This is a genomic window from Marinobacter psychrophilus (assembly GCF_001043175.1).
Taxonomy (GTDB): Bacteria; Pseudomonadota; Gammaproteobacteria; order Pseudomonadales; family Oleiphilaceae; genus Marinobacter; species Marinobacter psychrophilus.
Map to the genome: position 1 here is coordinate 1,752,479 of NZ_CP011494.1, position 23,583 is coordinate 1,776,061.

The window sequence follows — 23,583 nt, forward strand, 5'->3', positions numbered from 1 at the left end:
ACCGGCGTCAGCAGGGGTGAATCATGGCATTTAACACAGGATTAAGCGGCCTCAGGGCAGCGGCGGTAGACTTGGACGTAACCGGCAATAACATTGCAAACGCCAGTACAGTGGGCTTCAAAGGCAGCCGCGTGCAGTTTGGAGACTTATACGCCAACGGCTTTCTAAGTTCTGGCAGCGCTCCGGTTGGCGACGGGGTTAATGTGCAAAGCGTTAAACAGTCGTTTGGCCAGGGTAACATCAGCTTTACGGATAGCGGGCTAGACCTTGCTATCGACGGCGACGGCTTTTTCGTGCTGAACAATGGCGGTGAACTGCGATATTCCCGCGCTGGCCAGTTCGGTACCGACAAAGACGGTTTTGTGGTGAATAGCCAGAATATGCGGGTGCAAGGCTTTGTTGCAGACGCCGCCGGTAACTTGTCTGGCATTCGTGACGATTTGCAAATAGCGAGCGATAACCTGGCGCCGCAGCGCACCACCAACCTGCGTACAGACCTCAATCTGGATGCGCGGGAGCAAGTGCTCTCGACAACTCCGCCTTCTCCGTTCGATCCGTTAGATCCGACGACCTACAATCACGTTACGGCAACCAACATCTTCGACAGCTTGGGAAATCCCCACGAGGTCACGCAGTTTTATACTAAACAAGATCCAGCAGGGGGTTCGCAGAGCAATTGGTTGTTACACCTGCAGATAGATGGCGAAGCAGTGGGTGGTGCAACTGGGTCTACAACGACACCGCCTAACTACGTGCCGTATGAATTGGTGTTTGACCAAAATGGAAATCTGGCCACTGCTAATAACAATGCAAATGGCGTAATTTCAGTCGATAACTGGGTGCCGAAAGATGGGGATTTAAACGCGAATGGAGCTGCGTCTGGAGTCGGAGCGACGTTTGATCTGAATTTGGGTAGCGCCACTCAATATGGCAACAACTTCGGTGTCAATGATCAACGCCAAGATGGCTACACCACTGGCCGGCTGTCGGGGCTGGACGTTTCGCAGCAAGGCGTCATTTTTGCCCGTTACACCAATGGCCAGTCGAAATCCCTGGGGCAGGTAGCGTTGGCCAGCTTTTCGAATGCCAACGGCCTGTCACCTTCCGGTGACACCAGCTGGGTGGAAACCTTCGAATCTGGCCAGGCGGTTATTGGCCGGCCTGACACCGGAACCTTGGGCGCGATTCAGGCTAGCTCAGTTGAAGAATCTAACGTAGACCTGTCTGCGGAACTGGTGAACCTGATTATTGCCCAGCGTAATTATCAGGCAAATGCCAAAACCATTGAAACCTCGGATGCGGTCACCCAGACCATCATCAATCTGAGGTAAGCAATCAAGCGCCCGCTAGGGTGCTTTTAACAGAACCGGGCCAGATAAGGCCCGGTTCTGTTTACTCCTGAGCTTTTCTTATTTCGTTGCCAATAAAACTGGCACGACTCCTGCTTTAAGACTGGTAACAGTCAAATATCCGGCAGGAGTCTTCCCCATGGACAAAGCCCTTTATATCGGAATGTCCGGTGCCAAGCAGAACATGCTGGCCCAGCGCGCCCACGCTAACAACTTGGCTAACGTGACCACCACCGGTTTCAAAAAAGACTTCGCTCAGGCGCGCAGTATGCCGGTGTATGGCGGGCATCACCCTACACGCGCCTACGCCATGACTGAGCGCCCGGGTACCGATTTGTCTTCGGGCGCACTGATGGAAACCGGGCGAAAACTGGATGTGGCGATTGAAGGCGACAGCTGGCTGGCGGTGCAAAACAACCTGGGTGAAGAAGTGTTCACTCGCAGTGGCTCGTTGCAGATAGATGTGAATGGCCTGCTGCGATTGGCTAACGGTGAAATGGTGCTGGGCAATGGTGGCCCGGTGGCTTTGCCGCCTTTTGATAACGTTGAGATTGGTGCCGACGGCACCGTGTCTATTGTTCCGGTGGGTGGCCCCCCCGATCAGTTGGTGGAGGTGGATCGGCTTAAGCTGGTAACGCCGCCGACACAGGCCCTGGAAAAAGGCCCGGATGGCTTTATACGTCGCAAGCCCGATCAGGCGCTTGGTGGTGGTGAACCGGCTGATGCGAACGCTCGGGTTTCCGGTGGCTTTCTGGAAAGCTCCAACGTAAACGCGGTGGCCGAAATGATTTCCAATCTGCAGCTTTCGCGGCAATACGAAATGCAGGTGAAAGTAATGAGCACCGCGAAAGAAAATTCTGAAGCAGCGGCACGGCTATTGCAGAACCTTTAATAGCACGGGTATCAAAACTTGAAACAACACGCCGGCGGGCGGGAAAGCGGCAAGATTTCGCCGCCATCCACAACCGCCTGACGGTAGGGAGCGATAAAAATGCATCCAGCATTATGGGTCAGTAAAACCGGGTTAAGCGCGCAGGACACTAATATGTCCACTATCTCTAACAACCTGGCGAACGTGAACACCACCGGTTTCAAACGCGACCGCGCGGTGTTTCAGGATCTGCTGTATCAGGTGAAACGCCAACCCGGTGGTTTGAACACGCAGAATACCGAACTGCCATCCGGGTTGCAGTTGGGTACCGGTGTGCGGGTTGTGGGCACCGCCAAACAGTTTACCCAAGGCAATTTGCAGATAACCGAGCAGCCCCTGGATATGGCGGTTAACGGTCGCGGCTTCTTGCAGGTGCAATTGCCAGACGGACAAACCGCCTATACCCGCGACGGTCAGTTTCAGCTGAATTCCGATGGTGATGTTGTAAACCCTGAGGGCAACGCGTTGCAGCCCAACATCAACATTCCAGCAAACGCCACGAAAGTGACCATTGGTCGCGACGGCACTGTAACCGCTATCACCGATGATCAGGCCGCTCCCATCAACCTTGGCCAGATAACCCTGGTGGACTTTATTAACCCGCAGGGTCTACAGGCGATTGGTAACAACCTGTTCAAGCAGACCAACGCCAGTGGCGACCCAGCCGAAGGTGAACCTGGCTTAGCCGGGCTGGGCTCGCTGGAGCAGGGCTCTATTGAGTCTTCTAACGTGGAAGTGGTGGAAGAGCTGGTGAACATGATTACCACCCAGCGCGCCTATGAAATGAACTCGAAAGTCGTGTCGACTGTTGACCAGATGCTGCAGTTCATCACCAACAATATTGGTTAATGCCGGTGGTTGCCGGTCAGAGGTTTCGCTATGACAGCTAACGCCATTTTTTCACAGTTCCGCCGTAGCGCCAGTGTCGCGTTGGTTCTGGTGCTGGCGGCGCTTCAGGGTTGCACCGCCATGAGCCGGCACCGCGCCATGCCAGATGACCCGGAATACGCTCCGGTGCGTGCTCAGGCGATGATGCAGCGCGATCTCGAAACCGGTTCTATTTACCAGATTAGCCGCAATTACAATTTTTACGGCGATACAGTGGCTCTCAACGTGGGCGATGTGCTGACGGTTACCCTGAACGAGTCTACCCGCGCCAGTAAAAACGCGGAAACCAGTATCTCGAAAGACAGTGACATCAGTCTGACCGAACCCAACATATTCGGTAGAAACCAGCTGGGGCTGGCAACATCTATTGAGCAAGAGCGAGATTTTAAGGGTGCTGCAGAAGCCGATCAAAGCAACAGCCTTGCCGGCAGTATCACCGTAACGGTCACCGAAGTATTGCCTAATGGCGTGTTGCGCATTCGTGGCGAGAAGTGGCTGTCGCTGACCAATGGCGAAGAATACATTCGCCTGACAGGATTGGTGCGGCCTCAGGATATCAAGCCGGACAATACTCTGGCGTCTAATCGCATTGCCGATGCCCGCATTGCTTACGGTGGCACCGGTGATTTTGACCAAGCCAACCAGATGGGCTGGATGGGGCGTTTCTTCAACAGCGAATGGTGGCCTCTGTGAACCTTTCCAAAGTGATTCTGTGTAAAACGACTGTGCGCAAATGTTTGGCAATAGCATTAATGACGTTAATGGTGGCTTCGCCGGTGTTGGCTGACAGGCTTAAAGACTTGGCCCGCATCAAAGGCGTGCGTGACAACCAGCTGGTGGGTTATGGCCTGGTGGTTGGATTGGCCGGCACCGGCGACAAAGCGCCATTTACCAACCAGACCTTCCGCAACATGATGAACCAGTTTGGCGTTACTCTGCCAGAAGGTGTTGATCCAAAGCTGGCAAACGTCGCTGCGGTTACGGTGAACGCCACCATCCCACCGTTTTCCAAGCCCGGTCAGCAAATTGACATTACCGTGTCGTCTATCGGCAACGCCAAAAGCTTGCGCGGCGGCACCCTGCTGATGACCACACTGAAAGGCGCTGACGGCAACGTGTATGCGCTTGCTCAAGGCAGCCTGATTGTCGGTGGCTTTGGCGCTGAAGGGCTGGATGGCTCGCGTATTACCGTCAATATTCCCAGCGCAGGTCGAATCCCCAACGGCGCCACCGTTGAGCGCGAAGTGGATTCGCCGTTTAACCGTGGCGATACCGTTACGTTTAATCTGTTGCGCGCAGACTTCACTACCGCCCGTCGGGTTGTTGACGCCATCAACGGCAATTTGGGCCCGGATATGGCCTACGCCCACGACGCCACGTCTGTTTCTGTGCGCGCTCCGCGGGATGCGTCCCAGCGAGTCAGCTTTCTTTCGATTCTGGAAAACATTGAAGTGAATCCGGCTGAAGCCGCCGCCAAGGTGGTGATCAACAGCCGCACTGGCACCATTGTGGTGGGCCAGAATGTGAAGGTCAGCGCGGCTGCGGTCACCCACGGCAATCTGACGGTGATGATTCAGGAAAACCCCAATGCGGTGCAGCCTAATCCGTTAGCGGCAGGCAACACCGAAGTGGTGCAAGACTCTCAGATTGCGGTGACCGAAGACCCGGCTCGCATGTTCAAGTTTGGCCCTGCGGTTACCTTGAACGAAATCGTTCAGGCGGTAAACCAGGTGGGTGCGGCTCCGGGCGACGTAATGGCGGTACTGGAAGCGTTAAAACAAGCCGGTGCACTGCGCGCCGAGCTGATTGTTATTTAGAGTAGCAGGGGCAGAACGATGCAGGACTACCGGATTCAACAGGCCAATGTCTACACCGACTTTGAAGGCTTGAACGCGCTGAAAACCCAGGCCCGTACCGACAAAGAGTCGGCACTGCGGGAAGTGGCGCGGCAATTTGAAAGCCTGTTTCTGGCGGAAATGCTCAAGTCTATGCGCAAAGCCGGTGATGTGATGGCGGAGGGCAACTACCTGAACACCAACGAGAGCCAGGCTTACCGGGATATGTTCGACAATCAGATAAGCCTGTCGATGTCTGGCAACCAGGGTACCGGTCTGGCGGACGCTTTGGTGCGCCAGCTTAGCCCGAAAGTACCCGGTATGAGGTCTGACGGTAGCCCGCTGGCTGGCCAAAAAGCGACGTTGGCCGATTACGATCGCAGCGTGCCGCCTTTGTCACCACGGTTGCCAGCGGAAGTTAAGAGTGTGCAACAGCTGGCTGAAGCCTTGCCGGTTATGGCTGATGGCTCCGAAGACGATGCGCCATTGCTCGCGCGCTTTGACTCTCCGGAACAGTTCGTACAAACCCTGCTGCCCATGGCGCAACGCATCGCCAAAGACAGCGGCATTAACCCACGGTTTATGGTGGCTCAGGCCGCGCTTGAAACCGGTTGGGGCAAACACATGATTGAAGGTGAGAGTGACAGTCCCAGCTATAACCTGTTTGGCATAAAGGCAGATCAGCGTTGGCAGGGTGATTCGGTTTCTATTACCACCACGGAGTTCCGCGAAGGCGTGCCGATGAAAGAGCAGGCAGAGTTCCGTGTTTACGCCGATTACGAAGCCAGTATGCGGGACTACGTAGATTTTCTGGAATCTAATCCACGTTATCGGGACGTGTTGGCCGTGGCGGACAAACCCGCCCAGTTTGCTGAAAAACTGCAGCAGGCCGGTTACGCCACCGATCCGAATTACGCTGAGAAAATTCGCAGCATCATGAACCGTGATTCTCTGATGACGGTTTCCATGGGCCGAGCTGAGGCCGGGGAGTAAACGCAATGGCAGGATTACTGGGCATTGGTTTAAGCGGCATACTCGGGCACCAGGCTGCGCTGAACACCACCGCTAATAACATTACCAACGCCAACACACCGGGTTATAGTCGCCAGGAGGTCCAGTTTGGCGCTCAGACACCGCAGCGCACCGGCGCCGGTAGTATTGGCACCGGCGTCAATGTGGAAAACATTCACCGCCTGGCAAACGAATACCTGACGCAGCAAATCCGTGAAGACTCAAGCCTTGAGGGCGAGCAAAGAACTCTGAACAACGAGTTAAGTCGCTTGGATAACCTGCTGGGTGGCGAGTCTACGGGCCTCAACACATCCTTGAATAACTTTTTTGCCAGTCTGCAGAATGCCGCTGAAGACCCTACCTCATTGCCCCAGCGTCAGCTTGTCATAAGTGAAGGCGAGCAAGTGGTAAAACGCTTTTCTGCGCTCAATGAAAAGTTCATTCAGCAGCGCGAATCGGTCAAAACCCAGATGCAGCAGGGCGCCAAAGACGCCAACGCGCTGATTGCCAGTATTGCCGATCTTAACTCGGCAATAGCCCAATCCCCCGGCCTTGCCCAGGGCAGAATGCCCAACGATCTTCTGGACCAGCGTGATGAAAAATTGCGCCAGCTGTCAGAGCTGGTCAGCATAAAAGTCAGCCCAACCGAAGGCGCTCAGGTGAATGTCACCCTGAACAACGGCCAGGGCCTGGTTATAGGCAACATTGCTGCAGAGCTGGGCACCCGGCCCAGTACCTCTGACCCCTTAATGCTGGAGTTTACGCTGAACACCAGTGGCCGGGTTGTAAACGTCGACGGCCAGATTGACGGTGGAAAGCTAGGCGGCCTGCGTCATTTTCAGCAGCAGGCCTTAGCGCCGGCGTTTGACGAGCTTGGCCGTATTGCCATCGCGCTGGCCGATACCATGAACAGCCAGCATCAGATTGGTATGGATTTAGAAGGCGAACTGGGGGGGCTGTTTTTTAAGGACTTCAATAGCGCGGCTTTGCAGGCTAGCCGGGTGATTCCGAGCGGCAATAATCAGTCCGCGAGTAACGCCCAGTTGGCCGTCGAAATAACCGACAGCTCTGCGCTTGCCGCCGGCACCTGGAGTTTACAATTTGGCGCTACCAGCAGTTACCAGCTGACTAATGATCGCACTGGCGAAGTAGTAAGCGGCAGTTTGCCCGCGGTTGGCGACGAAATCATTATGCCCGGATTCAGTATCCGTTATGACGGCGGTACGTTAACGGATGGCCACAGCTTCCAGATTCAGCCCACGCGCAATGGCGCCGCTGATATTGCGATGCAGGTTCGACGTGAAGAAGACCTGGCGTTTGCTAGCCCGATTCGAGCTGAAGGCGGTCAAGGTAACAAAGGCACTGGAGCCATTAGCCAAGGCACTATGCAGGCGGTAACGTATCCGGACGGCACATCCTTACCCGGGTTTACGTCTAGCACCGGATTGGCAAACGGGCCGTTGCAAGTGAGTTTTGTCGACGACGGTAGTGGTGGGCTTAACTATATAATTACCGACGGTGACACCGTTCCCAATACCGTCGTTAGCGCGACGCCATACACTGAGGGTCAGGGGCTATTCAGTGATAATCCGGCACTCATACCGAACTACCAGGGCTATCAGTTCAGCGTGACAGGTCAACCCAAAGCGGGTGATGTCTTTACCATTGAATCCAACGAAAACGGCGTATCTGACAACCGCAACGTCGAGGCTCTGGCGTCGTTTGGCATAAAAAACACGCTGAACAACGGCAGCCAGAGCTTTGCCGAGGGCTACGCCGGGTTGGTGGAAAATGTCGGTGTACAAACCCGCCAGAGTCAGCTGGATTTGCAGGCAGGAAAAACCTTGCTGGAGCAGTCGTTCAATCAGCGAGAAGCTGTTTCCGGGGTGAATCTGGATCAGGAAGCCGGCAAATTGATTCAGTACCAGGCCGCTTACAACGCGTCGGCCAAAGTGATTACTGTTGCACAGGACCTGTTCAACACATTGCTGCAAACCTTCCGCTAAAGCGGGCAAGGTTCAAAAAGGTAATGCGAGATGATTAGAATATCTTCACAACAAATCTTTTCCGGCGGTATCAACCGGCTGCAGGATCTGAGCGCGCAGCTGAACAAAACCGATGAGCAGATTGCCACCGGTAAGCGCGTGAACCGACCGTCAGACGACCCGGTCGCGGCGGCGCGTATTCTGAAGCTGGATCAGGAAGTGAAACGCATCGAAACCTACGAGCGCAACGCGCAACTGGCCAACAACCGGCTGGGTCAGGAAGAAAGCGCCATTTCCAGTTCCCTGGACATTCTGCAGCGCGTGCGTGAGTTGACGGTGCAGGCCGGTAACGGCTCGCTGTCGGCCAGCGATCGCTTGTCTATCAGCTCGGAAATGAAAGAGCGTCTGCAGCAGTTGGCACAAACGGCCAATACCCAGGACGCCTCTGGTGAGTACATTTTTAGTGGTTTTCAGGGCGGCTCACCGGCTTACGCTAAAGAAGCCGGTGAATGGACGTATCAGGGCGACGAAGGGCAACGGATGCTGGAAATTGATGACGGCGTTACTGTCGCCATCAGCGATAATGGTAAAGGCATCTTTGACCGTATTCCTGCGACGGCGAGTGGGGCGCTAACCGGCCCCCTCCCTCTTCCTGTGCCGGCTCCCGATGGTCGCATTAACAGTATCAGTGTGATTAATCGTTCGGATTTACAGGCTGGCGGTTTTTCAACGCTCGAGGTGCGAGCGTCGGCTTCGATTTTGGGCGGCGAGTTGGATGGGCTGGACGTGCTGAATACAGATGGCACGATTAACAAAACAGTGCCTTTTGTCGCTGGCGAGCCGGTCACGGTGAACGGCGTGCAATTTACCCTAACAGATGCGGTGGTAAACGATGTATTTACCATCGAAACCGGCGAAAAACAGTCAGTATTCAGAACCATAGAAAATCTGATTAGCGGCCTGGATAACCTGAGCAAAAGCGGTAGCGCAGGGTCAGACGCCTACAACGATCTGATTGCCGGCTCTCTAGCAAACATCGATAATGCTCAGGAAAGTTTTATTTTAAAGCAGACCGAACTGGGTGGGCGGATGAATTCGGTGGAATCCACCCAGGCGTTTCTGGAAGATTCCGCACTCTACAGCAAAGAGATTCGCTCCCAGCTGCAAGACATAGATTACGCGGAGGCTATCAGCACGTTGAGCTTTCAGAGCTTTGTATTGCAGGCGGCACAACAATCGTTTGCACGCGTTTCTCAGCTTTCGCTGTTTGACCGTTTGTAAATTATTGCCGGGGCAGGGCAATTGTTCTGCTTTTGTCATTGATTTCAGGCTCAACGTCAGTATACTTGCCCCTCTTCCGATGGCGGCGTGGTGGAATTGGTAGACACGACGGATTCAAAATCCGTTGCTAGTAATAGTGTGGCGGTTCGAGTCCGCCCGCCGCTACCACGGGGAGATTTTTACACCTCCTCATACCTCGGAAATACCCCTATAAATCAATCTTTTAGGCCAAAATCAAGCCCCCAAGCCTCTTGGTGCTTACCCACACCAGTACTAATTTTCTTGTACACAGCCTTGTACACTGGCGGTTCGTGTGTACAAGGATAGTGCCGTGAAACGATCAGCTATTAAGCGTAGACCCCTCGCAGACAGTGTTCTCAGTGCCTTAGATCTAGATGCCAAGGATTACAGGGAGCGTGACAGCGCTGGGCTGTATTTCCGTGTACAGAAGAATGGCAGCAAATCCTGGTTGCTACGGTACAAACGCCCTTGCGATACGTGGGCCTGGAAAGGTCTGGGCGGATACCCAGGTGTGTCGGGTAAATTGGCACGTGAGAAGGCCAGAGACTTATTAAATCATTCCTCAGGCGGTAAAGACCTTGTACACATGAGTTCGTGTGTACAAGAAAAGATGACTTTTAAAGAAGCCGCTGAAGACTGGTATGACCGTAAGGTGAAGGCAGGCCGCGTAGCGGGTAGCCTGAAACAATACGGTCTGTATCTGAATAAAGACATCTATCCGGCCATTGGCCACAAAGCGTTGGATGCAGTCACACGATTAGACTGTGCGGCGATCCAATCCAAGATGGAAGCCCGTGGTGCCGGTGCCATTGCCGGTAAAGTGAGAATCTGGATCAATCAAATATTTTCACTGGCGATGGCTCAAGGCCATTGCACTGTAAACCCCGCAAGTGAATTACGGTATCTGGCTCAGCAAGGTCATCAGGAAACGCCGCACCCTCATCTATTAGAAGACGAGTTACCGGCTTTCCTTATGGCCCTTAGAAAATCTACGAGTAAACAGATCACCTTAATCATGACACGCCTGGTGCTGCGTACAGCTTGTCGCCCAGGCATGGCACGTTTCAGTGAATGGGTTGATATGGATTTGGATAACTCTTTATGGACGATACCCGCTGCAAAAATGAAGATGCGTCGAGATCACATTATTCCGTTGTCACCTCAAACAGTGGCTGAACTGCGAACCATGCACGAAACGTCAGGCGTAGGTAGGTATGTGTTCCCAGGCTTTGGTCCTAAGAACCCAACGATGAGCGAGAACACAATTAATAAGTGTCTGCGGTTGGTTGGGTACAAAGGCAAGCTCGTAGGTCACGGTGCCAGGCACACAGCCAGTACGTTGTTGCGTGAACATCGTTGGGACAAAGACTACGTAGAGATGCAGTTAGCACACGTTGAGGGCGGTGACGCTGGTGTGTACAACCAGGCCCAGTACTTGGATAAGCGTAGGGAAATGATGTGTTGGTATTCGGACTACCTGGATTACCTTGAAACGGGTAAGGGTAAGGGTAAGAGGCCGATGCACCTTTTAACTGAGTAGTCTGAATAGCACTGTTCATGATGGCTTCGGAATACGTGTAGATGCCCGAGAGTCGGAACTTCACCGGAGCCATCTTATCATCACGTTCTTTGAAACCATTCGGGCAGCGGTCATTACTGATTCTACGGCGATCCAGGATTCCAGTATGTTCGGACGGGTAGGGAACAACCCGTTTGAGACAGGTGCTCTGGATTTGCCAGGGGCTTTGGATGAGACACTTGTGATGCAGGGTGCTCTGGGACCGTTCAACTAAAATAGGAGTAGACACAAAAAAGCCTCATGATTCATGGGGCTTTTTTCTATTTACCGACAGTAAAAATGCAGTGCGTATGCTCGTTTCGCAGAGGCAAAACCTACGCTACGAGCGCCTCTCGTACCCTTAATGATGTGAGTGATCAAGCCTTGTTCTGAGCACTTAACATCTGCTTGCCCATACATACTGTTCACCATGTCTGCAAACCCAAATTCAGATTCATCCATGATCATGTACTGGTTTTCGTCTGTGCTGTGCATTTGTGGGGCCGATGAACAGCCCACGAGAAAAAGTGACATAAGGGTTAGTGTCAGGATAAATTTCATACAGATCCTATTCGGGGAAGTAAAAAACCCCAAGGAGTTCCCTAGGGTTTTACAGGTCAGTCACGCTTGTCTTCATCTCCGCTATTTGCTGCGGCAACACAAATAAAGGCGATAAAAAATATTCCGCCTACTGAGATGGCCACGGAGACTGCCACTGATATGACAGAGAATACGAACCCTCCAAAAAATGCGAGGGCCGTAATCAACGCAGCGCACAAACCTTTACCTATTGCTCGTATAAGTGTCATAGCATCCGCCTATTAACAAAACAGCTTCTTACTCTTTGCTGGTTCGTCTTCAACGCTGTCGTTTTCGGCGGGTTCGTCTACGTCAAACGGTGGGGTCTCTTCAGGTTCAACCACTTCAACCACTTTAGGTACTTGAGTAGTTTAAGGCTTGGATTCTGGTACAGACTCCTTCACTGGCTCTGTGGGTGTTTTGGCAGCAGCAGGGGTACGTTTAACTAGTACTTTAGGAATGTCTACCTGGTCGTCCTGACTTCCTAGCACCACTTCGGCACTGACACTCTGACCGCCTTTACGTGTGACGAGAAATTCCACATCCTTTAAAGGACTGGTCATACCATTCTTTAAACTCTTTTGGGCGGCCTGGATCGTTAGTACGTTTGCGATTCAGTTCAGCAACACTGATACCAAGAATAGCCGCAGCTTATTTTGTGCCAATCTGCACGTATGCAGGGTTAATAATTTTCTGGTTCAAATTATTCATTTATACATACCTTTTCTGGTCGATGTAGGCCGTAACCCGATCGACAATGATTTGTTTAATGGTTTGGGTGGGTATCCACTTGCTGGGTACGGTGTTTGGCTTTATGGGTTCCGATATAAGAAGCCACTAGATAAGCGGAGTTTGCTAAGAAATTACCGCACTAGGAAAGACCACATATGAGAAAGTCTAGAATGAAATTCAGATTAAGTTAGCACTTAAGCCTGAAAGCTACGCTCTATAAATCTTTGAATGGCTCTCAGAAAAGCATTTTAGCCAATAAAAAAATAGTTGAGTCAGAACTCTCTTGCGACGAATTAACGAATGAAGATTAAGCGACCAAAGCTATCAGATTAAAATGACGCAGCTAATAAACAGTTAACCACACTGCGATCCTGTTGAGACAATCTGGCGATGATTTTAATTTTTTACGAAGACAATACGAATATATCCGACGAAAATGCACCTTCATGGATGCTGCGCGGAATCTGCCGTTGTTTGAAGCAACACTTTCACAGTAAATGAAAACAGTCCTTTGTACGCACTAAGATAAGGCGAGGTTCCCCACGTTGGTGCGATTTATGGTTGTAGTAATTGACTTTTTATTATTGAGTAAACAAAAATACAACAGCAAAAAAAACCTGCAATCAATACGTTATATGATTTATGCAATTAAAAAATATTTATGGCATAAGTTTTGCTGTATAAATTATTGCAATTTCGCACATACCATCACATGGAAGCGCTGCAATCATGCACCCACGATATAAAAAAATTGCCATGTCAGTTTCTGTTTTACTATTTTTTGTCAGTACAGCGGCATTCGCACACCATCCTATGCAAGGTGAAATGCCAACTTCTTATATTCAAGGACTTCTTTCTGGATTGGCACACCCCATAATTGGCGCCGATCACCTTGCCTTCGTTATTGGTGTCGGTATCGTGTTTGGACTCGGCGTTACGCGCCCCATTATCTCCTCAACAGCGATGCTAATAGCGCTTGCTGTAGGCACTCTTCTAAGTTGGTACGGCATAATCCTACCTTTTATTGAAACTATTGTTGCGCTTACGGTAATTGCGATCGCCGCAACTGTTGTCTTCAAGCTTCAAATTATGGGTTTTGTTACGTGGGCTATTGCTGCCGCTGCTTTTTGTCATGGGCAGGCGTTCGGGGTCGCCATTATTGGAGCCGAGCCTACTCCGTTAGTTACTTACCTGATTGGTCTAAGTATTGTACAGATTGCGATGGCTTCCATTATTTACTATCTCACTAAGAAGATTGCGGCTCGCAGCGCCACACAATTGCGTATTCTTACTGCCGGTGGGGGTGTAGCACTAGGAATCGCAGGAGTCTTATTCATGACATTAAGCGTGTAATTGTAGCACTTGCGAAGAAATATCGATGATCTAGATTACAATTCATGGCTGGAGGTCGTATGAAAAAACTCCCTGTAACTCTTATTACTGGTTATCTCGGGTCCGGGAAAACGACACTTTTGAATCGTATTTTAACTGAGGACCACGGGGAAAAGATTTGCGTCATCGTCAATGAATTTGGCGAAGTGGGTATAGACAATGAGCTGATTGTTCATTCTGACGAAGAAATTATCGAAATGAACAATGGATGCATCTGTTGCACCGTTCGTTCTGATCTTATCGATACTTTCGAACGACTTTTGGGTGAAAACGGCCATTCATTTGATCGGATCATAATAGAGACAACGGGTCTGGCCGACCCGGGACCAGTGATTCAGACTTTCTTCTTAGACGAGCGCTCGATGTCAGCATTACAGCTGGACGCTGTAATCACAGTAGTCGACTCGGCCAATATCGAGCGCCATTGGGATAGTGATGAGCTTCAAGAGCAAATTGCGTTCGCCAATGTATTACTTCTGAATAAATCAGACCTCTGTTCTCTTGAAGCCCTTCGAAACATTCGTGATCGGGTACGTCGATTTAATCCCTTGGCGTCCATACACGAAACTTCTAATTGTAACGTTCAGCTTGAGAAAATCATGGACATTGGGGCTTTTGACCTTCGAGCTGCCCTTGTTATTGACCCTGAGTTGCTTTCGGATACAGATCACGAGCACGAAAACGCAGTTTCGTCAGTCAGCATTCGGCTGAAAGGGACCCTGGATAGCGACCGATTTAATCGTTGGATCAATGAGTTCGTGCAGCTCCACGGTCCGGACCTGTATCGAATAAAAGGCATACTGGATATGGACGACTCTCCCCGTCGATTTGTTTTCCAAGGCGTTCACATGGTTCTTGATGGTCGTCCTGGTCTACCTTGGCAGCCTCAAGATAATCGCATTAGCCAAATCGTCTTCATAGGTCGAAATCTTAACGAGGATGAAATTTCGCGGAGCTTTAAAGGCTGTCTAGCCTGCTGCGATTTGCCGGATAAGGTTTCTTTAGTCGTTGAATCCGCTTAATGGAATAAGTCCTCTGTCCCGCCGTCTAACAGAATAATGAGGTAAGCCATGCAAAATATAACTGCAATGAGTATAGGAATTGGTCTTCTCGGCGCTCTCGCCACATATCTCACCGCTACAGTGCTATTACTTCCTGTGTGGGTAATATTTATAGCCTGGGCATCATTCTTCGCTGCTGGGGGCGGGATTGGGGGATTAACGAAGTCCATTGCGTCAAACTTGACAGGCGTTGCTATCGCAAGCCTGAGCCTCTTAGCGGCTACCAGTTTGGGAGGTACTCCTATCGCTGCCGCAATTTGTGTAGGTCTTGGAAGTGCGGCGATGGTGCAATTCGGTCGTATTGCGATCCTCTCATTTACACCATGTATTGTCTTCGGTTTTGCTTCCCTAGTGGGCACCTCTGCTGCGCTCGGACTTCCGATAACTCATTCTGGCATCGATAACCCAGCATTTGTAGCAGCTGCGGCAGTTGTGGTGGGGGGAATTTTCGGTATAGCGCACGAAAGCTTGTCTTCTTTTTTAATGAAAAAGAGAGTTGCTTCAGTAACAGAATAGCACTGAATAGGCGTTCCTTATATCGCACCGCAAGACCCTGTGGAGGTTGCAATGAAATTACAACATAGTTTGGGGGGCCTGGAAAATGTTGGGCCCGTTAGTACAGAACGTAATGTATTTGTCTGCGAATGGGAAAAACGGATCTTCGGAATACATATGGCGATGATGTCATTGAGTAATCATTTACCAGACCGTCCGGATAACCTCGAGTTTGATAGTGAATGGACTTGGGCAGATCTGCGGAAGGGCGCAGAGGCGATGAATCCGTTCGAGTATTTCAAATACCGCTACTACGAAAAGTGGCTTGGTGGAATTTCAGGGTTCATTATTTCAGAAGGTTATATTACGGCTGAGGAGCTCGAAGATCGCGCGAGCAAATATTTAGAAGGAGGACCACCTGCTGTGGCTGGTCAAGCTGGGCCGGAGGTCGATGGCCAAATATTGAAATATATGCAGTTTGGTGATTCCCCAAAAAGTGATGTGGAAAAAACGCCTCGTTTTGCCGAGAAGGATCGAGTGCGTATTCGTGATAATCATGTCACTGACCATACGAAGCTCCCAGGCCATCTTCGAAACAAGATAGGAACTGTGGTAGATGTAAGTGATGGTACGTACTCATATTTCCAACATACAGGCCCGGATGGCATCGGTGACGCAATGCCTGTCTACACCGTGATGTTTGAGCAAGATGAGCTGTGGGGTGAGTTGGGCGAACCTAATACACGGGTTTACGCCGATTTGTTTGAAGCTTATCTCGATGTCGCTGAGTGAAAAAAGGGGTTTGAAATGCAAAGTTTATTCAAGTATGTAGATGATCGTGAGCAAAAAAATGCCGCTCGAGCGATGGCGCTTGAGGACTTACTTATAAAAAAAGGGCTTATTACACAAGACTCTATTGATACTATTCTTGAATATTTTGAAACAAAGATGGGTCCGTTCAATGGTGCTCGAATCGTGGCTCGCGCCTGGACTGACGAGTCTTTCAAGCAGTATCTGTTGCAAGACACGCCAGGTGCGATTGCATCCATGGACTTCCCTACCGGAATGGCTGGAGCTGAAGGGGAGCATATGAAGGCTGTTGCGAATGCTCCAAGCGACCACAATATGATCATCTGCACGCTGTGCTCATGCTACCCATTTCCTGTTCTCGGTCTTCCGCCATACTGGTATAAAGATCCGTCCTTCAGATCTCGCGCAGTTCGTGAACCGAGAGCAGTATTAAAAGAATTCGGAGTAAACTTACCGTCTGATGTCCAGGTCCATCTCTGGGATAGCAGTGCTCAGATTCGTTGGTTTGTAATTCCAGAGCAGCCTCTAGGTACTGAGGATTGGACTGAAGAAGAGTTGGTGAAGTTGGTTACCCCGGAGTCGATGATGGGTGTAGCTATGGTTGAGAAACCATGATGCATTGAAAAAAATTCGTTTTGGAGACGCGTCGTCCCTCGGCCAGAATATAGGCCGAGAATTTACTCCTCAGTAAAACAGCTACTCTTGGTAGGTTGACCAGCTATGCAAACAAAATTTGAACACTATGCTGTGACAAATCTCTTAGGAGGCACTCAGTCTCCCCCAAGATATAACGGAAAACTTCAATTTGAATCAGAGTGGGAGAGTCGCGCGTTTGGACTGGCGCTCGTGTTATCCAAAGCAGGCTATTTTGAATGGGAGGCTTTTCAGCAACAACTGATTCGGGCCATCGCAGAGTGGGAGCAGGCTAATGATCTACGTGATCCATCATGGAACTATTACGAAAGATGGTTGCTTGCTCTGGAGCGCGTGGTTCGATCTTCAGGGTTGATTGACTCCCTAGAGACAGCTGATGATGTGGCAGGGATTCGCCAAGGCGTACTCCAGTCATAGAAATGCACAAACCAAGGACGCGTTACTCTCATAATTAAGAATCAGTTTGTAATATCGGGCTGCGGTCGCCCGATAAATCTTGAGTCAGGCAAACGCGTTTTCTGCCAGATGTCTGAGCTTGTACAACGGCCAGTCGAGTCCCCTGTTGCTCTTACTCGAATTTATCTTTTTGAGCATAATAGCGCTCTCTCCGAGCGGTTCCTCCTTCACCACATATTGTATAGCCAACATAATTTTTGTGCGCTATTAGCGGTAGGTGCCAATAAATCAGCACCTACATCTTGGCTCGCCAATTGCTGACACTGAACTCCTCACCCATTCCATGAGGAATCAGCATGACGCTGACCGAACGAGCACAGGTCTGGCAGCGGCATATCACTGACTGGCAAGTCTCCGGCGTGTCCGGCAGCGCTTACTGCAAGCAACAGTCACTGGTTTATCATCAATTTGTTTATTGGCGCCAGAAGCTAACCCAGACTGAAGACTGTCCAAAGCAGGCGCAGGCGTCCACCAGCTTCGTTGAGCCTGTGCATGGGGTGGGGCAGATGAGTGAAGCAGCCAGAATTATAGGTCAGTTAAACAATGCGACACTCGGTACACCGGTGGCCCTTGTGGCTGTGTTCTACTTTGGTGGCGGTGCCCTGGAAGGCGTGGTGAGCAGGATGAAGACCAAGCCAAGTTGACGGGGAGAGTAGGCCCACGTAGTCTTCTCGAACAGAAAGCCCCCTCCATTGGGGGTTTTTTCTACAGGCCAACAGTAATATCAGGATCTTAGGAGAGAAAAGCGTGTATACCCTCCTGTATACCTAAATGTTATTGACCTGTAAGTTGTTGTTTTACAAGCGCGGTTTGGGTTAGCCCGCCGCTACCATATACTTATAAGCCGCACCCTGCGGTTTCGTGCATAGTTCTTCCCATGAATGTCTCAGATTTTCGTTTTGACTTACCGGATGAGCTGATTGCCCGCTATCCGTTGAGTGAACGCTCTGCTTCCCGTCTATTTTGCCTTGATGGTCTGTCTGGCGATATAAATCATCGCCGCTTCACAGATCTACCCGATTTCCTGCAGCCTGGTGATTTGCTGGTGTTCAACAACACCAAGGTGATTCCTGCGCGCCTGTTCGGAAAAAAACAAAGCGGCGGCGCGGTAGAAATTCTGGTGGAGCGCATCACCGGCGATCAGCAGATGCTGGCGCACGTGCGCGCGTCAAAATCTCCCAAGCCTGGACAGCAGGTATTGTTGGAAGACGGAACTGCGCTGAACGTTATCGCCCGCGCCGATGCATTGTTCGAATTGCAGGCCGATGGCAGCGAGTCATTGCTGGATATTCTTGATCGACTGGGCCATATGCCCCTACCACCTTATATTGACCGCGCGGATGAGGCGTCTGACCGAGAGCGCTATCAAACCGTTTATGCCCGTGAGGCAGGCGCGGTTGCCGCGCCAACCGCGGGCCTTCATTTTGATGAAGCGCTGCTGCAGAAGCTCGCAGCGATGGGCGTAGACTCTACCTTTGTGACCCTTCATATTGGTGCCGGAACCTTTCAGCCGGTGCGGGTAGACAAACTGGAAGATCACGTAATGCATCATGAACTGATGCATGTGCGTCAGGACACGGTAGATGCAGTGGCCCGTACCCGCGCCCGTGGCGGCCGAGTGATTGCCGTGGGCACCACTTCAGTGCGCTCGTTGGAATCGGCCAGTCGTCACGGTGACCTGCGCCCGTTTACCGGCGACACGGACATATTTATTTACCCCGGTTACAACTTCCAAGCCGTAGACGCACTGATTACTAATTTCCATTTACCCGAATCTACGCTGATCATGCTGGTCAGTGCCTTTGCCGGTTACGAACACGTGATGGGCGCTTACAAAGAAGCCGTGCGCGAAGGCTATCGCTTTTTCAGCTATGGCGACGCCATGTTTATTACCGGGCAAGTGCCCAGCCGTGGCATGCTGCAGCATTCTGCAACGGAGCCGCAGGGCGGCCCCGAAACACAAGAATTTCGCGGAGAAACCCGGTGACTGACACCTGTTTTATGAGATTTGAAAAACTGGGTGAAGACGGCCGTGCGCGTCTTGGTCGCCTGACCTTTCCCCGCGGTGTGGTGGAAACGCCGGCATTTATGCCCGTTGGCACTTATGGCACAGTGAAAGGCATGTTGCCCCGTGACATCAAGGAAATTGGTGCCCACATCATTTTGGGTAATACCTTTCACCTGATGCTGCGCCCGGGTACTGAAGTGATCAAAGCCCACGGCGACCTACACGATTTTACCCAGTGGCAAGGGCCGATTTTGACTGACTCTGGCGGATTTCAGGTGTTTAGTTTGGGCGAAACCAGTAAAATTACTGAGCAAGGCGTGATTTTCCGCTCGCCGGTGGATGGCTCGCAGGTGGAGTTGAACCCAGAAATTGCGATGCAGGTGCAGCGCGACTTGGGTTCTGACATCGTGATGATCTTTGACGAATGCACGCCTTATCCAGCTACCGAGAAAGAAGCCAAAGATTCGATGGAGTTGTCGTTGCGCTGGGCAGCCCGCAGTAAGAATGCCCATGAGGGGAATCCGGCAGCGTTGTTTGGCATTGTGCAGGGCGGGATGTACGAAGGCCTGCGCCAGCAGTCGCTGGACGGTCTGACCAACATCGGTTTTGACGGTTATGCCATTGGTGGGCTGTCGGTGGGCGAGCCTAAAGAGGACATGATTCGCATTCTGGACGACTTGCCGCCAAAAATGCCGGCGGATAAGCCCCGTTACCTGATGGGTGTAGGCCGCCCTGAGGATATAGTAGAAGCAGTGCGTCGCGGTGTGGATATGTTTGACTGCGTAATGCCTACCCGCAACGCCCGTAACGGGTATCTCTTTACCGCTACCGGCACTGTTAAGATTCGCAACGCCAAAAACCGCCACGACACGGCGCCGCTGGATGACAGTTGTGATTGTTATACCTGCCAGAACTTTTCCAGAAGTTATCTGCATCATCTCGATAAGTGTGGAGAAATGCTCGCGTCGCAGCTGAACACCATTCACAATTTACGCTATTATCAGAACCTGATGAGTGGATTGCGTGGGGCCATTGAAGCAGGTACATTGTGCGACTTTGTAACCGGATTCTACGCCTTGCGCGGTGCAACGGCGCCCGAGCTTAGCGGCGCCTGAACCTATTATTCACACCTTTTTATTCAATTAACGGAGAAAATACATGAAATCGATCAAATTACTTGTTGCCGCACTGCTGGCACTGGCTCCCACGCTTGCAATGGCGCAGGACGCGGCTGGCGGTAGTATGGGTGTTATAGGGCAAGTTATCTTTTTTGCCGGCTTTATTCTGATTTTTTACTTCCTAATCTGGCGTCCGCAGTCTAAACGCGCCAAAGAGCACAAGTCACTGATGTCTGGCCTGAACAAAGGCGACGAAGTGGTTACTTCTGGCGGTATGGTTGGCAAGATCACCAAAGTGTCTGATGACTTTATTGTTCTGGAAGTGGCCGACAATGTCTCAGTTCGTATCCAAAAAGTAGCGGTTTCCGGTGCTTTGCCAAAAGGCTCGTTGAAAGACATCTGAGCCTCGCCAACGGACGTTCAGCCGGGCTTTTTAGCCAGGCTGGTTCTATCTGGCTGAAACACCACGGTCGGCGCCAGCCCGGCTTATAGGAACCCCATGCTTAACAAGTATCCACTCTGGAAAAACCTCATTATTCTGGTTGCCCTCGCAATCGGTTTTGTCTATGCACTCCCCAACCTGTTCCCAGATGATTTTGCCGTTCAGGTTACCGGTGCTCGCAGCAGTACCGAAGTTGACGCACTCGTTCTGGAACGTGCAGTGCAGGCTCTGGAGTCCCAGGGTATTGAGGTAAAAAGTAGCAGTTTGCAGGATCGTGATGCGCTTATTCGGGTAACCAGCGGCGAAGATCAGCTTCAGGCCCGCCCTGCAGTGCAAGCGGTATTGGGTAACGACTATTTGGTCGCGCTGAATATGGCCGCTTCTACTCCGGGCTGGTTGCGCAGTCTGGGTGCCGGTCCAATGAAGTTGGGCCTGGATTTGCGCGGCGGCGTCCACTTTCTGTTGGAAGTGGATATGGAAACTGCGGTTAGTCAGCGTCTGGAAGCTTTAGCCGGGCAGATTAAACGTGAACTGCGTGAAGAGCGCATTCGCTACCGTGGCGGTGAGTTAGAGGGGGCCCTGGAAGACGGGCAGGAAATTATTCTCAGCTTTCGCGATGACGAATCCCGCGCCGAGGCCTTCACCCTGATTCGCCGTCAGTACCTTCAGTTTTTGATGGATGAGCGCACCCGTGGCGACGAGCGCCTTATTGCGTTGACCCTGTCCGAAGCCGAAGTACGATCCATTCAGGAATACGCCCTTGAGCAGAACCTGACCACCATCCGTAACCGTGTGAACGAACTGGGTGTGGCAGAGCCGCTGGTTCAGCGCCAGGGCACCAGTCGTATCATCGTTGAATTGCCGGGTGTTCAAGATACCGCGCAAGCCAAACGCGTTCTGGGTGCAACCGCAAATCTGGAATTCCGGATGGAAGCGCGGCCAGACACGCCAGCCAGCAGCATAGAAAACTTCGGTTTTCGCGATACGCCCCAACGTACTGCACGCCTGGAGCGTGAGCTCATTGCCACGGGTAATAACGTGGCCAACGCCCAGCAACAATTCGATGAAAATGGCCAGCCACAAGTCAGCATTACTATGGATTCTGTAGGCGGCGATTTGATGAACCGCGCCACTCGCAACGCTGTTGGCCGGCGTATGGCGGTTCTGTTTATTGAGTTCCGCACCGAAACCGAAGACCGTATGGTTGACGGCGAAGTGGTCACCGAAGAAAAACGGGTAGTGGATAAAGGCATCATTAGCCTGGCTACGGTGCAGTCTGCACTGGGTGCAAGTTTCCGTATAACCGGTCTGGACTCGATTCCGGAAGCGTCGGAGCTGGCACTGCTGCTGCGCGCCGGTGCGCTGGCTGCGCCCATGTACTTTGTACAGGAACGAACCATTGGCCCTAGCCTGGGTCAGAAAAATATCGACGCCGGTATGATGTCGGTATTGTTGGGCTTTGTGCTGGTGCTGATTTATATGGCGCTTTACTACCGCGGTTTCGGGCTTATTGCCAACGTATCGCTAACCTTGAACCTGATGCTACTTATTGCCTGCATGTCGATTCTGTCGGCCACGCTGACACTGCCGGGTATCGCTGGCATCGTTTTAACGGTGGGTATGGCAGTAGACGCCAACGTCCTCATATTTGAACGCATAAGGGAAGAGCTTAAAGCCGGCACCGCGCCGCAGCTGGCTATAAATGCCGGTTACTCGCGGGCTTTTGTCTCCATTTTTGATGCTAACATCACAACCTTATTGGTGGCGCTCATTTTGTTTGCCATGGGTTCCGGTCCGGTGAAGGGTTTTGCGATTACCTTAAGCTTGGGCATTATGACATCGATGTTCTCTGGCCTGGTGGTCAGCCGCAGTATCGTCAATGTGGTTTATGGTGGCCGCAGGGTCGAAAAACTTTCGATCGGAGGGAAGCAGGCTAATGCATGACGCTCAGGAAAAACCGTTTGATTTTATGGGTTTTCGGAAGATTGCTACGATACTCTCGATTACTCTATTGGTGCTCGCTATCGGTCTGTTGGCGATTCGCGGGCTGAACTTCGGCATGGATTTCACCGGCGGCACGTCGGTGGAATTTGAATACGAGCAAGCGCCAGCGCTTGCTGGGATACGCACAGCGTTGAGTGATGCCGGCTATGACCAATTTGTAGTGCAGAATTTCGGTTCTGATAAAACGGTCTTGGTGCGGTTGTCTGAGTCTGCTAACGACATGCTGGCCCAAGAGATCACCAGCACCTTAACCGCCGGCGGAGCGGAGCTGAAGCTGATCAGTTCGGAGTTTATAGGCTCCCAGGTAGGCGAAGAGCTGAAAGAAGACAGCGGTTTGGGCATGCTGATTGCCTTGCTGGTGGTGCTGGTTTACGTCGGCATGCGCTTTCAGTTCAAATTCGGTATTGCTGCCGTGCTGCCTCTGGCTCACGACGTTATCATTGTACTGGGTGTTTTTTCGCTATTTCAGTGGACCTTTGATCTTACAGTTCTGGCCGCCCTGTTAGCCATCATCGGCTACTCTCTAAACGACACTATTGTGGTGGCGGACCGTATCCGGGAAAACTTCCGCACCATGCGGGTAGGGGACTCATGGGAGGTGATCAACACCTCCATTCACCAGACCATCAGCCGTACCATTAATACCTCCGGTACCACGCTGGTGGTGCTGATTGCGCTTTACGTGTTCGGCGGTGAGGCGATTAATAAATTCGCCCTGGCGTTGATCATCGGCGTAGTGGTGGGTACCTATTCCTCTATTTACGTATCGGCGAACTTGCTGATTGCGCTCGGCGTGTGCCGTGAAGATCTGATCCTGCCGGTGAAGGAAGGTGTGGTCGGCCAGGATGAAGACGAGCAGCCGCCGGAATGGTTGAACCGTATGTAGCTCTTTTGAAAGGGCCCTGTTGGGAAGCCCTGCTATTTTATTGGCAGCGGTTTCGTAACCACAAAAAAACCGCCAGTCTCTCGGGAT

General features: G+C 51.6%; 21 protein-coding genes, 1 tRNA gene and 1 pseudogene. 22 read left to right on the plus strand and 1 reads right to left on the minus strand.

All coding sequences use genetic code 11. From position 1 onward, the window contains the following. The first annotated feature begins 23 nt into the window (after window positions 1-23). From flgE to ABA45_RS07950, 16 genes are all read left to right on the plus strand, one after another. A complete protein-coding gene (gene flgE / locus ABA45_RS07860; RefSeq protein ID WP_048385155.1) occupies window positions 24-1,331 on the plus strand; it encodes a flagellar hook protein FlgE in 1,308 nt (435 codons plus the stop codon). Window positions 1,332-1,488: 157 nt separating this feature from the next. Continuing rightward, entirely contained in the window at window positions 1,489-2,241 is a 753-nt protein-coding gene (locus ABA45_RS07865; protein WP_048385156.1) for a flagellar basal body rod protein FlgF, read from the plus strand. Window positions 2,242-2,340: 99 nt separating this feature from the next. Then, window positions 2,341-3,129, plus strand: coding sequence for a flagellar basal-body rod protein FlgG (gene flgG / locus ABA45_RS07870; RefSeq protein ID WP_048385157.1), 789 nt, complete (start codon window positions 2,341-2,343; stop codon window positions 3,127-3,129). Window positions 3,130-3,159: 30 nt separating this feature from the next. Further along, entirely contained in the window at window positions 3,160-3,861 is a 702-nt protein-coding gene (flgH, locus tag ABA45_RS07875; protein WP_048385158.1) for a flagellar basal body L-ring protein FlgH, read from the plus strand. Continuing rightward, window positions 3,846-4,985, plus strand: coding sequence for a flagellar basal body P-ring protein FlgI (locus tag ABA45_RS07880; protein WP_048385160.1), 1,140 nt, complete (start codon window positions 3,846-3,848; stop codon window positions 4,983-4,985). Before flgH ends, ABA45_RS07880 begins: the two co-directional genes overlap by 16 nt. A gap of 18 nt (window positions 4,986-5,003) precedes the next feature. Continuing rightward, the gene (flgJ, locus tag ABA45_RS07885; protein ID WP_048385162.1) at window positions 5,004-5,996 is read left to right on the plus strand and encodes a flagellar assembly peptidoglycan hydrolase FlgJ; all 993 of its coding nucleotides are present in this window, start codon (window positions 5,004-5,006) and stop codon (window positions 5,994-5,996) included. Window positions 5,997-6,001: 5 nt separating this feature from the next. Continuing rightward, complete coding sequence (flgK, locus tag ABA45_RS07890; RefSeq protein ID WP_048385163.1) at window positions 6,002-8,020, plus strand: flagellar hook-associated protein FlgK; 2,019 nt, start codon at window positions 6,002-6,004, stop codon at window positions 8,018-8,020. 30 nt (window positions 8,021-8,050) lie between these two features. Then, entirely contained in the window at window positions 8,051-9,280 is a 1,230-nt protein-coding gene (gene flgL, locus ABA45_RS07895; protein ID WP_048385164.1) for a flagellar hook-associated protein FlgL, read from the plus strand. 81 nt (window positions 9,281-9,361) lie between these two features. After that, a tRNA-Leu gene (locus ABA45_RS07900) sits at window positions 9,362-9,448 on the plus strand. Window positions 9,449-9,611: 163 nt separating this feature from the next. Continuing rightward, a complete protein-coding gene (locus ABA45_RS07905) occupies window positions 9,612-10,841 on the plus strand; it encodes a tyrosine-type recombinase/integrase (protein ID WP_048385165.1) in 1,230 nt (409 codons plus the stop codon). Window positions 10,842-12,899: 2,058 nt separating this feature from the next. Continuing rightward, a complete protein-coding gene (locus ABA45_RS07925; RefSeq protein ID WP_053076139.1) occupies window positions 12,900-13,523 on the plus strand; it encodes a HupE/UreJ family protein in 624 nt (207 codons plus the stop codon). Between the two features lie 59 nt (window positions 13,524-13,582). Next, on the plus strand, window positions 13,583-14,584 hold the full coding sequence (locus ABA45_RS07930) for a CobW family GTP-binding protein (RefSeq protein ID WP_198147084.1): 1,002 nt from the start codon (window positions 13,583-13,585) through the stop codon (window positions 14,582-14,584). 48 nt (window positions 14,585-14,632) lie between these two features. Beyond that, window positions 14,633-15,139 carry a DUF1097 domain-containing protein gene (locus ABA45_RS07935; protein WP_048385171.1) on the plus strand — a complete coding sequence of 169 codons (507 nt, stop codon included), beginning with the start codon at window positions 14,633-14,635 and terminating at the stop codon, window positions 15,137-15,139. A 51-nt stretch (window positions 15,140-15,190) separates the two neighbouring features. Further along, window positions 15,191-15,910 (plus strand): nitrile hydratase subunit beta, encoded by a 720-nt coding sequence (gene nthB / locus ABA45_RS07940; protein ID WP_048385172.1) that lies wholly within the window; start codon window positions 15,191-15,193, stop codon window positions 15,908-15,910. Window positions 15,911-15,925: 15 nt separating this feature from the next. Further along, window positions 15,926-16,543, plus strand: coding sequence for a nitrile hydratase subunit alpha (gene nthA / locus ABA45_RS07945; RefSeq protein WP_048385173.1), 618 nt, complete (start codon window positions 15,926-15,928; stop codon window positions 16,541-16,543). 105 nt (window positions 16,544-16,648) lie between these two features. Further along, complete coding sequence (locus ABA45_RS07950) at window positions 16,649-16,999, plus strand: nitrile hydratase accessory protein (protein WP_048385174.1); 351 nt, start codon at window positions 16,649-16,651, stop codon at window positions 16,997-16,999. On the opposite strand, the pseudogene ABA45_RS19575 reads toward ABA45_RS07950, so the two are convergent. After that, window positions 16,994-17,206 (minus strand): annotated as a pseudogene (locus tag ABA45_RS19575) (IS5/IS1182 family transposase); the annotation flags it as partial. The gene ABA45_RS07950 and the pseudogene ABA45_RS19575 sit on opposite strands and share 6 nt — an antisense overlap. A gap of 128 nt (window positions 17,207-17,334) precedes the next feature. Here ABA45_RS19575 and tnpA point away from each other — a divergent pair. The 6 genes from tnpA (at window position 17,335) to secF (ending at window position 23,496) form a co-directional block, all read left to right on the plus strand. Then, on the plus strand, window positions 17,335-17,682 hold the full coding sequence (gene tnpA / locus ABA45_RS19305; protein WP_227506167.1) for an IS66 family insertion sequence element accessory protein TnpA: 348 nt from the start codon (window positions 17,335-17,337) through the stop codon (window positions 17,680-17,682). Between the two features lie 233 nt (window positions 17,683-17,915). Continuing rightward, the gene (gene queA, locus ABA45_RS07960) at window positions 17,916-19,025 is read left to right on the plus strand and encodes a tRNA preQ1(34) S-adenosylmethionine ribosyltransferase-isomerase QueA (protein WP_048385175.1); all 1,110 of its coding nucleotides are present in this window, start codon (window positions 17,916-17,918) and stop codon (window positions 19,023-19,025) included. A 14-nt stretch (window positions 19,026-19,039) separates the two neighbouring features. Next, window positions 19,040-20,161 carry a tRNA guanosine(34) transglycosylase Tgt gene (gene tgt / locus ABA45_RS07965; RefSeq protein WP_048388813.1) on the plus strand — a complete coding sequence of 374 codons (1,122 nt, stop codon included), beginning with the start codon at window positions 19,040-19,042 and terminating at the stop codon, window positions 20,159-20,161. 43 nt (window positions 20,162-20,204) lie between these two features. Beyond that, window positions 20,205-20,567, plus strand: coding sequence for a preprotein translocase subunit YajC (yajC, locus tag ABA45_RS07970; RefSeq protein ID WP_048385177.1), 363 nt, complete (start codon window positions 20,205-20,207; stop codon window positions 20,565-20,567). A 96-nt stretch (window positions 20,568-20,663) separates the two neighbouring features. After that, window positions 20,664-22,550: a protein translocase subunit SecD gene (gene secD / locus ABA45_RS07975; RefSeq protein ID WP_048385180.1), complete on the plus strand. Its 1,887-nt coding sequence runs from the start codon at window positions 20,664-20,666 to the stop codon at window positions 22,548-22,550. Further along, window positions 22,543-23,496 carry a protein translocase subunit SecF gene (secF, locus tag ABA45_RS07980; protein ID WP_048385182.1) on the plus strand — a complete coding sequence of 318 codons (954 nt, stop codon included), beginning with the start codon at window positions 22,543-22,545 and terminating at the stop codon, window positions 23,494-23,496. The genes secD and secF overlap by 8 nt, the downstream gene beginning before the upstream one ends. Window positions 23,497-23,583 lie beyond the last annotated feature (87 nt).